Raw genomic sequence first — 17,762 nt, 5'->3', positions numbered from 1 at the left:
AGTTGGCTTTGCTGTGGTACCCAATGGAGCCTTCTGGAAATGCTCTTTGATCGCTTGATCGGAAAGGCGTCGCCCGAGACGGCGCTACGTCGGGCGATCGCTCTCATCGAGAAAGAGCGGTTTGCTGATGCATTGCCGCATCTGGCCCGAATGGCGGAAGCTGGCAGCACGGAAGCTGCATATCACATCGGAAAGCTCTACCTTCAGGGCGCTGGCGTTCCGCTCAGTCGAGCGGAGAGCGCGCGTTGGCTGGAGCGCGCGGCGTTGAATGGCCACGTGGAGGCACAGTCGCTGCTTGCGGCGCTCATGCTCCAAGGGCTTGGCCCGCAAGCACGTCAAGACGACGATGCTGCCGCACGATTGTTTTCGCAGGATAGCTCGGCGAAACCGGATTTCGAAGCTGCCCTGAAGTGGGCTCGTATGGCAGCTGACGCGGGCTCTCCCGACGGGCAAGCTCTGCTGGCCTACATTCTGACCTATGGTCTGCCACCGCTTCGAGACCTTATACAGGCGAGGGAATGGTATCGCCGCTCCGCCGCCGCGGGCTGTGCCCAAGGACAATTGGGCTACGCTCTGTCGCTTGCGGCAGACCCAAACCGAGCCATTCACCGGGACGAGGTCGTCGAAAACATGCGAGCAGCGGCGGCCGCTGAAATTCCTACGGCCGTCTTCATGCTGGGTGTCCTGATCGAAGGTGGGATCAGTGGCGCGTATGATCAAGTCGCCGCCGCTGAGCTGTACCACAAGGCCGCGGAGTTGGGACATCGCGGCGCGCAGATAAAATGGGGTACTATACTGATCGAAGGTACCGTTGTTGCGAGAGATCTCGTTTTGGGGGAGACGTGGCTTCGTCGTGCTGCCTTGGCAGGCGATGTTCGCGCCGCGGAGTTGGTAGGCGACCTCTACGCAAAGGGCGGCGCACTACCGCCCAATTACGTGGAAGCGGCAAGCTGGTATCGCCGCGCAGCCGAAGGAGGCAATGCGGCGGCTGCTCGGTCGTTGAGTTCATTTTATATGACCGGAGCCGGAGTACCTCAGGACAAACATGAAGCGGACCGATGGTTGCGGATCGCTGCTGAGGCCGGAAATGTGGATGCTCAAGTCGACCTCGGAAATGATCTGCTGGAACGAGCGGTCAGAGGGGAGGAATGTCCTCCGGTCGCAGATTGGTTCATGCAGACAGCGCAACGCGGCAATCTTGTCGCCGCGTTCAATCTTGGCGTTTGCCTTCTGCAGGGCATCGGCGTTGAGCGCGACGAACAGCAGGCGGCCGTCTGGCTGCGGCGCGCAGCCGAGGGGGTTCCAGAGGCGCAGTTTATGATTGGTCGTCTTGTTGCCGAGGGCCGAGGTGTCCCATCAGATCTGAAAGCTGCACGGGGTTGGTTTGCACGTGCGGCGGAGGGAGGGATCACCGATGCTCAGGTTGCATTGGCTGAGATGCTCGTGAACGCTCGAGGGGGACCACAGGACGCTCCTGCCGCGCTCAAATTATGTCAACAGGCGGCCGCGAAAGACCACGCCGGAGCAATGTTTGCACTAGGCGCGATGTATAGCGGCGGCCACGCCATTCCCGTTGATCGAGCCAAAGCCGAGCATTGGTTTCGCGCGGCTGCAGAGCGTGGGCATGGCCAAGCTCAACTCATGCTCGGGCGCTATTTGCGTAGCGGCGCGGCTGGCCGTAGTGACCCCGAGCAGGCGAGCTACTGGCTGGAGATGGCCGTTGCCCAAGGCGTCGTAGATGCAGACGCAGAGCTGGCGGAACTGACGAGAAACACGTCAAGATGATGTTGCGATCGCGCCTGCCGAGTTGACAAGATACGAAGTTTGATAAGGCTGGACCCGCGGAAAGCAAGCGGCGGCAAGGTTATGGTTGAGGTTGGAAAGGGCATCGATTGCGCGTGAATACCTACTCGCGCCCTGCGGGACTCGTCCTTGAACGGTGATCCTCCTTGAACGGTAATGCTGAAATTTAGATCAGCGGTAATCCCTAGCGCAAACTTATTCAGTGCAAGGCTTACTATCGGCCAGGACGTGATCGTTTCGGTAGCCCATGACCTCGTATGGAGTGCTCGATGGAGCGAGTAGCTGCAAGACACCTACACTGGAATGGCTTTCTTCTGCTTTCCAAGCCAGATGGGGCGATCATTCACGAGGGCCGAAACAGCCGCGGTTCTTACCAGAAAAATGGGGACGTTCTATTTGTGCAGTGGGAACGGTTTGGTGCGGATAAGTTCACTAAGGTTGGTACCTATGGGTAGACTGGAGGTTGCTCGATGCGGCGCCTCGAGTTCAAGATATTAACGTTGTTGACGCGTTTGGCGTCCGCTACTTGGCGAACCGCATCAGCGTAATTGTGCCGGAGGCAGGCACAGAGATCGAGCTCCGTCTGTGTACAAGCGACGTGCTCGCATTCCGCCAGATATTTATTGATTCCGAGTACGACTTGAAGGATCTACCCGCATCCGCATCTACTATTATCGATCTTGGCGCCAATATTGGCTTAGCGACACTTTATTTTGCCGCGCGCTATCCGCACGCCGCACTCATGGCGGTCGAGCGCGAATCGGAGAACTTCGACCCCTCGTTTAGGTTAGCTAGCTTAGAAGCTCTTGAAGCCGATGGGGCAATGCTGGTGAGGCCCCCAGTGTCTTGCAGCTTTCCTTCCAAGCCTGCAGATATTGCTCGAGCGGGATAGCGCTGCGGCCATCCCATCGGTTCAGCGCACCAAGCGCCTCAATGCCGCTCGGGTTGCGCTCGTATTCTTCGAGGATGAAAAGAGATGCGACCTGCGCAAACGGGTTCAGGCAAGGGTCCGCCTCCAACGCGGCACGATGCTGCCTGAACCAAGCTCCGGGATTCTTTGAATTGCCTTGTTCAGTCGCCAATTTTCCGTAGCGCGCGACAGCATTTTGTCGATAGACCGCGACGGCGGCGCCAAAGCCGCTGTCATCCCTAAACGGAGGATCGCGCGACCAATTATCCGCCAGCAGGGCGAGGCCTCGCAGCGTGAAGGCTTCTACTAGAGCCTCCTCCAGCCATTGGCTCGGTGCTGCAGGTTTGGCATCCGGTCGCCATGAGTTGGAGGTGACGTGTCCTAACTCGTGACCAAACTGATAGGCGAGCCTCGACCAGTCACGTCCCCCAACGTCGACGACGATCCAGGCAAGGTCGGTTCCGTCCTCGTGAAGCCAGACAGCGGGAGGGCCGCTGGTCCGCTCCTCAACGCGAAGGCGGGCGGGTTGGTCGTTCGAAACAAGGCGGAAACCATCGAGGCAAGCAGTACGCATCCGCTCAACGACCAGCACAGCCGCATGCGGAATCATGCGACCCCAATCACCCGCAAGTTCGATTGGGGCGGTGCGCAGGCCCGCACCATGATCGGCTTTTGAAAACACGGAGCATATCCTTCGGGCTATCGCAAAGTCACGACCTGACGCTGATTACATAAAAGATACTGTGATTGAAGCAATGCGCAATATCGTCTCTTCGCGGCGGCTTAGAATGAGCGCCCAAGTCCAAGCGCGCTTTGGCGCTTTGGGGTCCGTCGACGCCTACCTAGTTCGGCCTGTTCGCCCTTCAGCTTCTATCGAGCGGTGATCGATGGTACGGCGGCTGCTTCATAGAAGAGGCAGCAGGTCGACGATCCAATAGATACCGACGTCCGCGCAGTGAGGAGACATAGCTGCGCGCCGCATAGCCGGCGTCTATATTCCATGAGATGGAGCGTTACGGACTGTGAGCGCAGAAGATCGGCATTTTCATCGCCCGCCCGCGGGTTGTCAGGCCGAACGCGCTAGGCCAGAAGGCGATGTTTTTTAATCTCCCTGATTACCGTAAGTCGTCTGGCTTGCGCTGCATGGAGTAGGCCCTCGAACAAGACGAAGACCTCGCGCGCCTGGATGTAGACGTCCGTGTTGATGGAATGCTGATCGAAACCGTATGCGCCAGGCGCGTCTCGATCTCGGTCGTGGCACAGGATCGAGCCGCTAACTCAGCGCGTTTTGACGAACGTAATAGTCGGCCTCGTCCTCTAACTCAGGTGCAATCCCGACCAAGTCGATAACGATGGCAGACCCCGGCCGAAATCAGCGAAGATCCGGGTGGTCCGGATGGTAGCGATCTCTTGCTGACTCAGGCTTTTGCGGACGGTGTCGAGGCCAGAGGCAAGCGAGGCGTAGCGGAAGGTCCGGTCATCTTCCCGGGGGAAGCACGCGCGGATAGTAGCTATCAGGGTCTTTGCCGGATTGACGAGATCGGCCTGGGCCCAGCCGGGTGGCGACGATGGCGCCAATACCTTCACGGGACTGCAGCATCGGCATTCTCCACCTCGACGGCTTCGAAGGCGATCGCGCCGGAATCGGACCGCTTGGCGCGCACGCCGTGGCCGGCCGCCTCCCAGGCGTCCTCGGAGACGAGCGCCTTCATTTCCGCTTTCGCCACCTCGTATTCGCCATGGGCGACGCGGGGTGCGCAGACCTGGCTGATCTTGTGGAGCACATCGATTGGGTCGATCGCTTCGCTTAATTGTTGCGCAGCCGACCCTCCTTTACCCAACACATGAAATCCAATCGAACCGGATTTCGAGCACGTGGTCCTATAGGCCAACCACGTTAGATCGAATTGTTCTGATCCTCGTGCAAGGGTTGTTGACGACGCGCCGCTCCCGCCCCGGAAGCGGCCGCTTCATGGTTAAAAATGTATTTACAATTGGAAATGCTGGTGTTTAGCTGTTGCCATAATAAAGTGCATTTTCGCGTTGCCCCGCGTTGATCGGGGCTCTGATTAAAGTCAAAGGTTAAGTAATGTGGCGTGAGGACGAGCAATCGTCATAACGGCTGGAACGTGCCCGATCGGCACCTCCGGCTATTTTTATTCGCGTGCAGGTAATTTTGGGTGGATGCTGTCGGTGGAAGCGCATTGGGGCTTCCGCGACGTCACAAGCGATTATTGCGGTGCACCCGGGAGGGTAGCCTGATGATTGATTTGGAATGACGTTGGCAATGTTTGGCCCATTCGGGCCAACGAAATTCTGAAGAGACCGTCTTCGATTGAAGTCGCACACGTCCGTGGAGCACGCGCTCCCGCGGACCGTGAGGTTGCGCGTCAACATCAGGCGGGTTGCGAGTTTCCGGAACAGAAAGCGCGGCCGCATTGCCGCGGCGGAACGTGAACAGGGAGATTCGGTATGGCGACGTACAAGTTTGATCCCGCAACGGGCACCTACATCCTAGTCGGCGACGCAGCACTCCTATCCGATCCCGCCATAGCGAACTATTCGCTAGTCACGGATCGTCCGGACTATTCACCGGGATCGACCGCGCTCTTCACGGCCAACGTCGGCGTGGGTGACACCGTAACGTTCAATGTTGTCGACGTGGCCGGAACGCCCGTATCAGGAACAAATGCGCCCTGGGCGGTCACGGATGGTGGCGCCGGCGACCTCGACGGCCTCGTCAACGGCGTGATCCAAACGAACTGGTTGGTCGGGCAGGATGCCGCGGGTGAAGCGTTTGTACTGAGTGCAACCGATCAGGCGGCGGGCCTCATGATGACCACAGCGTTTACTGACGCTACACCCGTGCCTGCGGTTCCCGGTACGGCAAACGGGACCATCTTCACCGCCGGAGCGGAAGGTACGGGAACAGGCGTCATCAATTCCTTCTTGCGCGTTCAGGCAAACGGGACCGAGCAAGGTTATAACACCGACGGGACGCTTGAATTCGATTCCAAGGCCGGCAACTTCACGCATAGCCTGACCCTCGCTGACATTCCGCTCGTCACCATCGGCGGCGTCCAATATCGAGAGTTTCGGCTCGATATCAACGAAAATACGGGCGCGCCCATTTCCTTAGACGCGCTGAAGATCTTCTCGTCGAATGTGGATAATCTTACAGGATTCAACAATACGACAAACACGTTCTCTTCCGGCTCGTCGACGTTACTTTACAATCTTGATGGCGCCGGTGACGTCACGATCAAGCTGACCGATTGGAATACCGGGAGTGGTCACGGCGACTACATCATTGACATTCCCGAATCCAATTTTCCCGCCAGCGGCAACCCCTTCCTTTACCTCTATTCTGCCTTCGGAACGCCGGACGCATCGGACGGTGGCTTCGAGGAATTTTACGTCATTACCCAGAACAATCCTGCGATCACAATCACCAAGACGGCGCAGATATCGCCGGATTCTGGTACCATCGGCTCGATCGACAATGCGAACGAAAACATCGTCTATACGATCACCCTTACCAACAATGGCAACGTCGCTCTTACAGGCGTTGCGCTAACGGATGCTATCGAAGGCTATTCAGCTGCCGCACTTGGTGTTCCTGGCGCCCCGCTCGGAGGCGCGACCATCACGGAAGGCGGCGCGGGCACCCATGGCAACGCGACGCTCGATGTGGGTGAAACCTGGACCTACACCCTCAACTACGATGTGACGGCGGCTGATGTCACCCGCGAGCAGGGTGCCAGCGACGATCTGAACATCCACAATACCGCGACCGTCACGACCACGCAGGGCGTTGGTGGCTCTGCGTCCGCGGACGTGCCGGTGACGCCGGCAAACCCGGCGTTCACGATAGCCAAGGACGTGGCGTCGGTGAGCGGCGGCGCAGGCCCGAGCAATCTGAGCGCGGACAACGCGGGCGACACTATCAACTACTCGATTGTGCTGACCAACACCGGCAATGTGTCGCTGACCGGGGTGACGCTGTCGGATCCGTTCGCGACCACGGTGAGCGCGTCGCACACCGACAGCGGTTCGGGCACTCACGGCGACAACGTCCTCGATGTCGGCGAGATCTGGACATACACGGCAACGCATGTGGTAAGCCAGGCGGATATCGACGGCGGCGGCCCGCTGGTCAACCTTGCGACGGCGGATACCGACCAGACCGGTCCGCAGTCGGACGACGCCTCGACGCCGGTGATCCAGAGCCCGGCATTCACGATCGCCAAGGACGTGACGTCGGTGACGGGCGGCGCGGGACCAGGCAATCTGAGCGCTGACGGTGCGGGCGATATCGTCAACTACTCGATCGTGCTGACCAACACCGGCAACGAGTCGCTGACCGGGGTGACGCTGTCGGATCCGTTTGCGACCACGGTGAGCGCGACGCACACCGACAGCGGTGCGGGCACTCATGGCGACAACGTCCTGGATGTTGGCGAGGTCTGGACCTACACGGCGACGCACGTTGTGACCCAGGCGGACATCAATGGCGGCGGCCCGCTGGTCAACCTTGCGACGGCGGATACCGACCAGACCGGTCCGCAGTCGGACGACGCCTCGACGCCGGTGATCCAGAACCCGGCATTCACGATCGCCAAGGACGTGACGTCGGTGACGGGCGGCGCGGGACCAGGCAATCTGAGCGCTGACGGTGCGGGCGATATCGTCAACTACTCGATCGTGCTGACCAACACCGGCAACGAGTCGCTGACCGGGGTGACGCTGTCGGATCCGTTTGCGACCACGGTGAGCGCGACGCACACCGACAGCGGTGCGGGCACTCATGGCGACAACGTCCTGGATGTTGGCGAGGTCTGGACCTACACGGCGACGCACGTTGTGACCCAGGCGGACATCAATGGCGGCGGCCCGCTGGTCAACCTTGCGACGGCGGATACCGACCAGACCGGTCCGCAGTCGGACGACGCCTCGACGCCGGTGATCCAGAACCCGGCATTCACGATCGCCAAGGACGTGACGTCGGTGACGGGCGGCGCGGGACCAGGCAATCTGAGCGCTGACGGTGCGGGCGATATCGTCAACTACTCGATCGTGCTGACCAACACCGGCAACGAGTCGCTGACCGGGGTGACGCTGTCGGATCCGTTTGCGACCACGGTGAGCGCGACGCACACCGACAGCGGTGCGGGCACTCATGGCGACAACGTCCTGGATGTTGGCGAGGTCTGGACCTACACGGCGACGCACGTTGTGACCCAGGCGGACATCAATGGCGGCGGCCCGCTGGTCAACCTTGCGACGGCGGACACCGACCAGACCGGTCCGCAGTCGGACGACGCCTCGACGCCGGTGATCCAGAACCCGGCATTCACGATCGCCAAGGACGTGACGTCGGTGACGGGCGGCGCGGGACCAGGCAATCTGAGCGCTGACGGTGCGGGCGATATCGTCAACTACTCGATCGTGCTGACCAACACCGGCAACGAGTCGCTGACCGGGGTGACGCTGTCGGATCCGTTTGCGACCACGGTGAGCGCGACGCACACCGACAGCGGTGCGGGCACTCATGGCGACAACGTCCTGGATGTTGGCGAGGTCTGGACCTACACGGCGACGCACGTTGTGACCCAGGCGGACATCAATGGCGGCGGCCCGCTGGTCAACCTTGCGACGGCGGATACCGACCAGACCGGTCCGCAGTCGGACGACGCCTCGACGCCGGTGATCCAGAACCCGGCATTCACGATCGCCAAGGACGTGACGTCGGTGACGGGCGGCGCGGGACCAGGCAATCTGAGCGCTGACGGTGCGGGCGATATCGTCAACTACTCGATCGTGCTGACCAACACCGGCAACGAGTCGCTGACCGGGGTGACGCTGTCGGATCCGTTTGCGACCACGGTGAGCGCGACGCACACCGACAGCGGTGCGGGCACTCATGGCGACAACGTCCTGGATGTTGGCGAGGTCTGGACCTACACGGCGACGCACGTTGTGACCCAGGCGGACATCAATGGCGGCGGCCCGCTGGTCAACCTTGCGACGGCGGACACCGACCAGACCGGTCCGCAGTCGGACGACGCCTCGACGCCGGTGATCCAGAACCCGGCATTCACGATCGCCAAGGACGTGACGTCGGTGACGGGCGGCGCGGGACCAGGCAATCTGAGCGCTGACGGTGCGGGCGATATCGTCAACTACTCGATCGTGCTGACCAACACCGGCAACGAGTCGCTGACCGGGGTGACGCTGTCGGATCCGTTTGCGACCACGGTGAGCGCGACGCACACCGACAGCGGTGCGGGCACTCATGGCGACAACGTCCTGGACGTTGGCGAGGTCTGGACCTACACGGCGACGCACGTTGTGACCCAGGCGGACATCAATGGCGGCGGCCCGCTGGTCAACCTTGCGACGGCGGATACCGACCAGACCGGTCCGCAGTCGGACGACGCCTCGACGCCGGTGATCCAGAACCCGGACGTCTCAATCGACAAGACGGCGACCATTCAAGATGGTCATGCTGATCAAGTTGGAGACATCATCAACTACACCGTAGAGGTTACGAACACCGGCAATATTACGCTGACCGATGTTCACGTAACCGACTCGTTCGAGGGAGCTCCCGACGTTACCCTCAGCAACTCGAACACCTTCGATCCTAGTACTCACACGGGCAACACTTTCCTCGACCCCAATCACAATGGAACGCTCGATCCCGGCGAGACATGGACGTACACATATCAGCATGTAGTTACGTCGACGGATCTGTCGACCCACGGTATCGACGGAGACAATAGCCTCGACAATACCGCCACTGTCACGACGACAGCACCTGACCTTGGCCCATTGTCGGATTCGGCGTCAATCCCGATTCTGCTTGGGCCTGGCGTGCGTACGCCGGGCTTCTGGTCGCAGACAGGAAATCAGAACAACAGCTGGCTGAAGTTCTGGGACGGTATAGTTGGTAATGAAGGCAAGCAGTCTGGTACCAATGGCTTCCCCAATGGGGAAATCACACTCGCGGTGAACTCGCCAAGCTCCAACACGGGCCATCTTGTCGATACGAACGGAGACGGGGTGTTTACGAGCGCCGACAATGCACCGAGTGGCAAGGTCAGTGCGGGCCTGTTGATCGGCGATTTCAATCTCGACGGCGTCCAGGATAATGGAGAAAGCACGTTTTTCATCAACTTCAATGACGCGTTGACGCTGTTGAGTGCCAATCAGAAGCAGCAGCAGAACGCGGAATATCAGGAAGGAAGGGCGTTAGTCGCGAGTTGGTTGAACTATCTCGCCGGAAACCCAATCGAAGCGAGCGATCCAACAAAGGTGGACGCCAAAGACGCGATCCAGTGGGGCGTCGACTGGCTGCTCAAAACGACAGCCCAAACTGACGGCAACATCACTCTGAACGATTTAAACACCCATGCAGTCGCGGCCGGATCAACCCAGTGGAACGTCGGCATTGATGGCCCTGATGCGGGCACCAGCGCGACCCACTACGCGTCGATCCCGCAGTATAACCCGGCTCTTGATATCCCCGGGGGCGTTCAGATCCTAGGTGTACTCGATGAGTACAACAATCATGGCACAATCTACGGGACCGTGATTGCGACGACGCCGTAGAATGTTTGATCTGCTTGTAAAACGGTCCCGAGACCGTCGTTGAAATTAGGTAACGGCGGCGCTTCGGAGCCGCCGTTATTGCTCGGAGGTCCGGCTGCATTGACGACGCAGGATGAGATCGGCGAAATTCGTAGCCAGGCGCACCAAAGTTATCTCGCCGGCGATTTCCATGGGGCGCTGCAGTCGCAGGTCGCGCTGGTCAATAGCAATCGGCGGTCTGGAGAACTAACGCCTCACGATTTTCGCTTTCTCGCCCTGTGTTATCAGTCGATCGGAGACCTCCGCCAGGCCTACATCGCTTGGCGGGAAGCACACTCGCTCGATCCGGATGATGCGGTAACCAAGTCAAATCTTGCGCTTGTTGCTGCGAAGTGCGGGAAGGTCGATGAGGCAATCAATCTAGCTGAAGACTCGGTAAAGAGACGTCCGGACGACGCGAATTGTTGGACCGTCCTTGCGAATGTTTACTTTCACGCGGGTCATTTGGAAGAAGCACGACAGGCTGGCCTGCAATCTCTTAAAATCAGCGACCGGTCAGCGAGCAATATGGCCTGTCTTTCACACGTCAAGGTGCCGCCATTTGAAACGGCGGATTGTCGGCGAAACGTAATAGCCTACTCGCTTTGGGGAACCAAGCCGCGTTACCTGATTGGCGCAGAACGAAACGCGAGCTTGGCTCCCTCGATCTATGAAGGTTGGTCATGCCGCTTTTATGTTGACGACAGCGTGCCGGCCGACAGTCGACGTCGTCTGATTGATCTCGGCGCGGATTTGGTCATGATGCCGCGACCGAGAACAGCCTTCGCCGGCTTGTTCTGGCGTTTCCTTGTTGCCAACGATCCCGGAGTGGATCGCTATCTCGTCCGAGACGCGGATTCGATTGTCAATGTTCAAGAACGGGTGGCTGTTGACGATTGGATTTCCTCGGGGCGGCACTTCCACGTCATGCGAGATTTCTGGACCCACACCGCTGTCATGTTTGCCGGGCTTTGGGGAGGCGTGCGAGGCGCCCTGCCGCCACTTGATCCCCTTATCAAGCAATTCCTTGCCGAGTCCTGTGAGTACCCGGAGCGAACGCTAGACCAGCAGTTCTTGCGCAGCGCGATATGGCCGATCGTGCGTCAGTCGGCGCTGGTTCATGATTCAATTTTTCGATTTGGCGGAGCGGTTGAGTTTCCGCGCCATGGCCGGAGGGCATCGGGCCGTCACGTTGGGCAAAACGACGCTTCGGAACGATTGCAGAGGGGCCATGAACTACGAGCGCCGGAGGTCAGCTTTTGAGGGGTGCGAAAGCGATCCCAGTCGCTTCGTCGGAGCAATACCGGGCCGCTGCCTGGGCCGCCAAACCGGCTCAATTTCCCGTAACGCTACGGGGCTTTACCTTTCGATCGAGAATGGATTTCGCGAAGCGGATGCCTATGCTAAACGTTGTTTGCAATTAGCGTTAAAATTTATAACCAGCTGCCAACCGTTCCAAGACCGCGCCAAATTGCTTGGCCCTTGTACCTTGTTTTGATTAGAGGGGCGGGTATCCGCCTGATTGCATGAGCGTGTCCTTTGCAAGAACGGACGAACTCCGGCGCCTGCTGCAAACCTGCCAGGCGTACTTCGTAACGGCCGGAATCTTCAGCCTGGCGATCAACCTGCTGTACCTCGCCGGTCCACTTTATATGTTGCAGGTCTATGACCGCGTGATCTCGAGCGCAAGCGAGATCACGCTGCTGATGCTCACCATCGCGCTGCTGCTGGCCTTCACGGCGCTGGCCGGGCTCGACGCGGTTCGCGCGCGGGTACTAACCCGCGCCAGCATCCGCCTCGATCGGAATATTGCCGCGCGGTTGATGACGGCAATCATCGGCCGCTCGAGTGCCGGCGGGGCCCGCAGTCAGGCGCTGCGGGACTTCGATACATTCCGTCAGTTTGTGACCGGCACGGGAATCCATGCCATCTTCGACCTGCCGTGGGCTCCGATCTATATCGCCGTGATCTTCGTGCTGCATCCAGCGCTGGGTGCTTTTGCGCTCGGCAGCTCGGTCCTTCTTGTGCTGATGGCGTTGCTCAGTGAGTGGCTGGTGAAGCTGCCGCTGACGGAGTCCAACGAGGCCGCTGCGCGCAGCTACGGCTTCACCGAAATGAGCCTGCGGAATACGGAAGTCGTGCGCGCGATGGGCATGACCAAGGGCTTGCTGCAGCGCTGGCGTCGCGATCGCGACCGGATGCTGGAGCGGCAGGTGGCGGCAAGCGACCGCGCCGCCACCATCCAGAGCCTGATCCGGTTCCTGCGGCTCGCCATGCAATCGTTGATCCTCGGTCTCGGCGCCTATCTCGTCATCGAGCGGCTCACAACGGTCGGTTCGATGTTTGCCGCCAGCATCTTGCTGGGCCGCGCCTTGCAGCCGGTCGAGCAGATCGTCGGCTCCTGGCGCAGTCTGGTGTCGGCGCGGGCGGCATTCCTGCGGATTCGCGAACTGCTCGCCTCCGACCCGGTCCGCGAGGCCGGGCTCAGCTTGCCGAGGCCCAAGGGCCGCCTATCGGTCGAAGCACTCAGCTTTGTGCCGCCCGGAACCTCCAAGCCCATCTTGCGCGGGGTGACGTTTTCGATCGAGGCCGGAGAGGTGCTCGGCATCATTGGTCCCTCCGGCGCCGGCAAGTCGACACTGGCGCGACACCTCGTCGGGGTGTTGACGCCGTCGGCCGGCGCCGTGCGCCTGGACGGCGCCGATGTTTCGACCTGGGTCAGGAAAGCGGCCAGTGGCCATGTCGGCTATCTGCCTCAGGACATCGAGCTGTTCGCAGACACCGTTGCGGCCAACGTCAGCCGTTTTGAGGAGAAAACGGACAGCGAGGTGATCCTCGCCGCTCAGCTGGCCGGCGTCCATGAGATGATCGTGCGGCTTCAGAGCGGCTACGACACCCAGGTCGGAGAGGGCGGAGCGATTCTGTCGGGAGGCTTCCGACAGCGCATCGGACTGGCTCGGGCAGTCTACGGCAATCCGAGCTTCGTCGTCCTCGATGAGCCAAGCTCGAACCTCGATGCTGAGGGCGACGAGGCACTGTCGGATTGCATCGTGCAATTGAAGAAGCGGGGGACCACCGTCGTCATCATCTCGCACCGGCCGGCAACCATCAGCGTGGTCGACAAGATCCTCGTCCTCAGAGAGGGGCTCGCTGAGATGTTCGGACCACGTCTTGAAATCATGTCGCGCCTGACCCGTCCCGTGCCTTTGCACGCGGTGCAGGGCGCGGGCAGTTAGGTGGTTTCCATGGATTTGGCCATTCTCGAAGGGAACCTCAGGAAGCTCCTCTCACTTGCCGCGCGCGCGCCGGCCGGCGCAGGCGGAGCACTCAGCGACTCCATCAAGGACATCGCTTTGGCCGGCTGGGTCATTATCGGGCTGTTCTTTGGCGTCATCGGCATTTGGGCGGCGACGGCTCCGCTGAACGGTGCCGTGGTGGCAAACGCCGTCGTCAAGGTAGATGGCAACCGCAAGAGCGTCCAGCATCTGGATGGCGGCATCGTCAAGCAGCTGCACGTCAAGGAAGGCGACCAGGTTGGTGCCGGCGATCTGCTCATCGTCCTCGATGAGACCCAGGCGCGCGCGGAATACGAGGTTCTCACCCAGCAGCATGTCGTGCTGCGTGCCACGGAGGTACGTCTCCTCATCGAGCTCGATCACGGGTCCAAGCTGGTGATGCCTGCCGACCTAAAAGCACGTTCCGACGACCCGTATTTCAAAAGCGTGTGGAATGGGCAGGTCAGCCAGTTCGAGAGCCGCTTGGCGGCCATTGCAGGACAGCGCAACGTCATTCGTGAAAAGATCAACCAGCTCGGTTCGCAGATTGTCGGTGCCGAGGCGCAGGTCAAGGCATTTACCGATCAGATTACTTCCGTTCAAAGGGAAGCGAAGGATGTCGCGCCATTGGTCGAGAGAGGCCTGATAGCGCGGCCGCGCATTCTGCAACTGGAGCGCACCGCGTATGGCCTCCAAGGCCAGATCGCTGATACCAATGCCAACATCGCAAAGGCCCGTCAGGCCATAGCCGAGCAGGAGCAGCAGATGGCTCAGCTCGACAACGACCGCATGACCGAGGTCACCAAGGATCTGCGTGACACCCAGGCTAAGATCCTCGAGGTGATCCCAAAAGCGATGAATGCGAAGGCCGTATTGGGCCGAATGGATATACGTGCGCCTTACAGTGGTCGGGTGGTTGGACTCAACGTGTTCTCGGTGGGTGGCGTCATCCAGCGTGGCGACAAGATCCTGGATATTGTGCCGCTACAGGACGGCTTGACGATCGAAGCCCAGGTCGCTGTCGAGGACATCAGCGACGTGCATCCGAACACCCGCGCGGAGGTGCATCTCACGGCATACAAGCAGCGCATCGTGCCGATCATCCACGGCGACGTTCTATTGGTGTCGGCGGACCGCTTGATGGATCCCAAGACCAACAATCCTTATTACACCGCATTTGTGCGGATCGATCAGGACGAGCTCGCTGCGATGCCGAACATTCAGCTTTATCCGGGTATGCCGGCGACAGTCATGATCCCGACCGTGCAGCGCACGGCCCTCGAATATATCGCCGGTCCGCTCATCATGTCGTTCAATCATTCGTTCCGGCAGAGATAATCGAAATGCGCTAGGCCGGGAAGCGATGCTTCTTGATCTCTCTGATGAGCAGGAGGCGTCTGGCTTGCGCCGCATTGAGCAGGCCCTCGAACAAGATGAAGGCCTCGCGCGCTTGGATGTAGACGTCGGTGTTGATGGAATGCTGATCGAAACCGTATGACGCCAGACGCGTCTCGATCTCGGTCGTGGCGACTGGATCGAGCCGCCAACTCAGTGCGTTTTGACGTACGTAATAATCGGCCTCGTCTTCGAACTCAGGTGCAATCCCCACTATGTCGATCCTGCGTAAGGCGGCCTCGACAGCCTTTTGCCGATAGGTCACAAGCAGCCGGTGGCGCAGCAGGCGGTAACGCTGGATCTCCCAGGAAAGCTCGGCGACGTCGATTGCGAGTAACCATTCGATGGCAGACCGCGGCGCCAAATCAGCAAAGATCGCTTGGCGCAGCGCTCGGTAATGGTCAAGCCGCTCGCCGGGGAGCAGCAGGGGAGGCGGAGCCAACACCTCAAACTCCACCGGCGGCGTTAATGTTGCAGTTGGCCCAAGTGCGGTTTGGCCTGGCCCGTTCATGGTCGGGATGCCTCCGATTCCGAGTGCGGGTGCGCAGCCGCGTTGACAACGGCAGCCTCAAGTGGGCTGTGCTCCGAATTGGCTGACCACAGGTCATGCGCCACCTGCAACGGCTCGATCTTCAGATTCGCCCACCAAGCCCTTTCGTTTCCGTGCCGGTGCAGATCCTGGTGATGGGCGCGGCATAATGGCACGGTGTATTCATCGCTGACCTTGCGACCGAGAGCCCTTGGTTGGGCGAACTTCAAATGGTGCGCATCGCAGGGCCTTTGCCGACAGACCAGGCAGGGTTGGTTACGGACGAACAAAAGGTGCGCCTTGCTTCGCTTGCGTGGGGGCTCCTTGGGAAAGGTCAGTCCCGTCTCTCGTACCGCTGGCGCGTCCTCGATGCTCGCAAGGGCCTCCGGGCGCGGCTCTCCCGAAAGGCGGGGGTCTCGAAGGGCAGGAGCCTGTTCGACCATGCCGGTTCGGTCTGCCTCCTGAAGTTTGGTCAGATAGGCGGCCTCGACGAGTTTGGCATCCGGCTCGCAAAGGGTGTTTTTTAGCGCAAGGCTGGACTTAGCCCAAATGAGCAGGTCCGCGCCGGCAGATAAGACCGAGAGCTGGCTTAACAGCCGCTCGCGGAGTTCAGCCGACTGCGGTGAGTCCAGTACCGGCGCTCGGTTGAGAATGCCCTTGGCCGGCTTGGCTTTCGCGCCGGTGAGCGATTGTGGCGCTTGAGCCGGTGGACCGGCCACAGCGTCTGGCGCGTCTAGATCGTCCTCGCCTGCGATGCCAACGAGGGCGAACAGGGCGTAACGGCGGGCGTAGGTGAGTGCCGCTCCCATGCGGTGCGGGGCCTCGACGTCCTTGACGGCGCAAACCGGCCAGTCCGAGGAAATCCATTCTCCGGAGGCGTGAGCGAGCAGGGTGGTGAGGTGAATGTGCCCGGTGCTAGTCTCGATGCATGGTGGCGATCTCGTGCCGGCTCAGGGTATCTTGCGCGCGATGTCGAGACCCGCGGCGAGCGACGCATAACGGAAGGTCCGATCGTCATCGCGCAGGAACGGCGAGCGGATCATCGCAATCTAGGTTTTTCTGGATTGGTCAGCTCGGCTTGTGCTTTGGCGAGCGCGGCTGCGATCGCGCCGATATGTTCACTGGCCTGATGCATCGACGCTCTCCATATCAAGCAGATCAAAACTGATGGCGCCAGATTTCGCGCGCTTGGCGCGAACGCCATAGCCGAACGCTTCCTTGGCATCCTCGGGCACAAGCTTTTTCAACTCCGCTTTCGCCCGTTCGTGGTCGCCGTGGGCGACGCGGGTATGGAGATAGCTTGCCTCGTACTCAGCCCATAGCGTGGAAGCGGTCATGTCGACGACCTTGACGGCCGCCAGGCGCGGACGCGGCGCCTCGCTCCCGAACAGGGCCGGCGGCTCGCCGCTTTGGACGCAACGCCAGAACTTCTTTTCCGCGGTCAGCAGGAGGTGTTGGTACAGCGGGTCGGCATGCAGCGTAAGTTCTATCCATTTACCGCCCGCGGTAATTACCGACAGCACCGCCGACCTTGCCGCAATCACCCACATGTTGTGCTGCAGCTGCGCCATGTGCTTTTCGGCTGCGGCTTCCTCGCTAAAAGCCCAGGGCAGCATGAACTTGGCTTCGAACACCGCGCCGGTCTGTTCGACGATGCCGTCGAGCGTGGCGGCCATCCACGTATGGACGGGATGCCGAACCCTTTTCTGGACGTCGGTGACGGTTTGTCCCGTGCAGCCTTGGTACCAATTGCGGTTCAAAATTTTCCGTTGTAATGCCAAGTTGAACGATCAGGTTGCGCGAAAAATCCTCCGGGGCGATCTCACCGCGCTTTTCCCGCCAAACGCGAACGAGCTTGTCCTGATCATCGCCCATGATGATCCGCGCATCCGAACCGCCGATAAAGGCTCGCCGATCGTGATGGTTGAACTTGATGACGGAACAGCGCGCCTCGGCGCCGTTGGCTTGAATTGTGGCCACCGGTATCTCCTTGGTTTGACATCACGCGGCTTGCTGCCGCACCGCCAAAAGCCCCGCACCTGCAGGGGAGACACCGAAGCCATCGGCTAGGCCCGGTCGACTCAGTAACGCTCGTTTTGCCGGCGAAGGCCAGTCTTTCCGCAGCAAGATTGTTGCTCTTTGAGCCTGAAAACTTGATGTTTAAAGCCGGTGGAGGGAATTCTACCGAGCGCGAAACCAGCCGCGCAAAGGCAGGCCA

9 protein-coding genes and 1 pseudogene are annotated in these 17,762 nt (G+C 60.3%); 5 read left to right on the top strand and 5 right to left on the bottom strand.

Features of this window, described 5'->3' with window-relative positions:
• Positions 1-39: 39 nt before the first annotated feature.
• Positions 40-1,785: a tetratricopeptide repeat protein gene (locus ACVIW0_RS23330; RefSeq protein ID WP_461354469.1), complete on the top strand. Its 1,746-nt coding sequence runs from the start codon at positions 40-42 to the stop codon at positions 1,783-1,785.
• A gap of 809 nt (positions 1,786-2,594) precedes the next feature.
• On the opposite strand, the gene ACVIW0_RS23325 is transcribed toward ACVIW0_RS23330, so the two are convergent.
• Both ACVIW0_RS23325 and ACVIW0_RS23320 read right to left on the bottom strand, forming a co-directional pair.
• Positions 2,595-3,395 carry a hypothetical protein gene (locus ACVIW0_RS23325; RefSeq protein WP_461354468.1) on the bottom strand — a complete coding sequence of 267 codons (801 nt, stop codon included), beginning with the start codon at positions 3,393-3,395 and terminating at the stop codon, positions 2,595-2,597.
• 901 nt (positions 3,396-4,296) lie between these two features.
• The gene (locus ACVIW0_RS23320; RefSeq protein WP_461354467.1) at positions 4,297-4,497 is read right to left on the bottom strand and encodes a hypothetical protein; all 201 of its coding nucleotides are present in this window, start codon (positions 4,495-4,497) and stop codon (positions 4,297-4,299) included.
• Positions 4,498-5,185: 688 nt separating this feature from the next.
• Between ACVIW0_RS23320 and ACVIW0_RS23315 the strand changes: the two genes are divergently transcribed.
• The 4 genes from ACVIW0_RS23315 to ACVIW0_RS23300 all read left to right on the top strand — a co-directional run bounded on the left by ACVIW0_RS23315 (position 5,186) and on the right by ACVIW0_RS23300 (position 14,958).
• The gene (locus ACVIW0_RS23315; RefSeq protein ID WP_461354466.1) at positions 5,186-10,327 is read left to right on the top strand and encodes a beta strand repeat-containing protein; all 5,142 of its coding nucleotides are present in this window, start codon (positions 5,186-5,188) and stop codon (positions 10,325-10,327) included.
• Between the two features lie 39 nt (positions 10,328-10,366).
• Positions 10,367-11,608 carry a tetratricopeptide repeat protein gene (locus tag ACVIW0_RS23310; protein WP_461354465.1) on the top strand — a complete coding sequence of 414 codons (1,242 nt, stop codon included), beginning with the start codon at positions 10,367-10,369 and terminating at the stop codon, positions 11,606-11,608.
• A 263-nt stretch (positions 11,609-11,871) separates the two neighbouring features.
• Entirely contained in the window at positions 11,872-13,581 is a 1,710-nt protein-coding gene (locus tag ACVIW0_RS23305; RefSeq protein ID WP_461354464.1) for a type I secretion system permease/ATPase, read from the top strand.
• 9 nt (positions 13,582-13,590) lie between these two features.
• Positions 13,591-14,958 (top strand): HlyD family type I secretion periplasmic adaptor subunit, encoded by a 1,368-nt coding sequence (locus ACVIW0_RS23300; protein ID WP_461354463.1) that lies wholly within the window; start codon positions 13,591-13,593, stop codon positions 14,956-14,958.
• 10 nt (positions 14,959-14,968) lie between these two features.
• Here ACVIW0_RS23300 and ACVIW0_RS23295 read toward each other — a convergent pair whose 3' ends face one another.
• From ACVIW0_RS23295 to ACVIW0_RS23285, 3 genes and pseudogenes are all read right to left on the bottom strand, one after another.
• A complete protein-coding gene (locus ACVIW0_RS23295; protein WP_461354462.1) occupies positions 14,969-15,526 on the bottom strand; it encodes a hypothetical protein in 558 nt (185 codons plus the stop codon).
• Complete coding sequence (locus ACVIW0_RS23290) at positions 15,523-16,407, bottom strand: DUF968 domain-containing protein (RefSeq protein WP_461357403.1); 885 nt, start codon at positions 16,405-16,407, stop codon at positions 15,523-15,525. The genes ACVIW0_RS23295 and ACVIW0_RS23290 overlap by 4 nt, the downstream gene beginning before the upstream one ends.
• A 255-nt stretch (positions 16,408-16,662) precedes the next feature.
• Positions 16,663-17,515: pseudogene (locus ACVIW0_RS23285) on the bottom strand (YqaJ viral recombinase family protein).
• Positions 17,516-17,762 lie beyond the last annotated feature (247 nt).

The organism is Bradyrhizobium sp. USDA 4454, from assembly GCF_054822705.1.
The sequence above is the reverse complement of the archived record's forward strand: the minus strand, read 5'-3'. Positions and strand labels throughout refer to the sequence as shown.

Coding starts and splice junctions, on each gene's coding strand:
- ACVIW0_RS23330 (WP_461354469.1), top strand. CDS start 40: ATGCTCTTTGATCGCTTGATCGGAAAGGCGTCGCCCGAGACGGCGCTA.
- ACVIW0_RS23315 (WP_461354466.1), top strand. CDS start 5,186: ATGGCGACGTACAAGTTTGATCCCGCAACGGGCACCTACATCCTAGTC.
- ACVIW0_RS23305 (WP_461354464.1), top strand. CDS start 11,872: ATGAGCGTGTCCTTTGCAAGAACGGACGAACTCCGGCGCCTGCTGCAA.
- ACVIW0_RS23300 (WP_461354463.1), top strand. CDS start 13,591: ATGGATTTGGCCATTCTCGAAGGGAACCTCAGGAAGCTCCTCTCACTT.
- ACVIW0_RS23295 (WP_461354462.1), bottom strand. CDS start 15,526: ATGAACGGGCCAGGCCAAACCGCACTTGGGCCAACTGCAACATTAACG.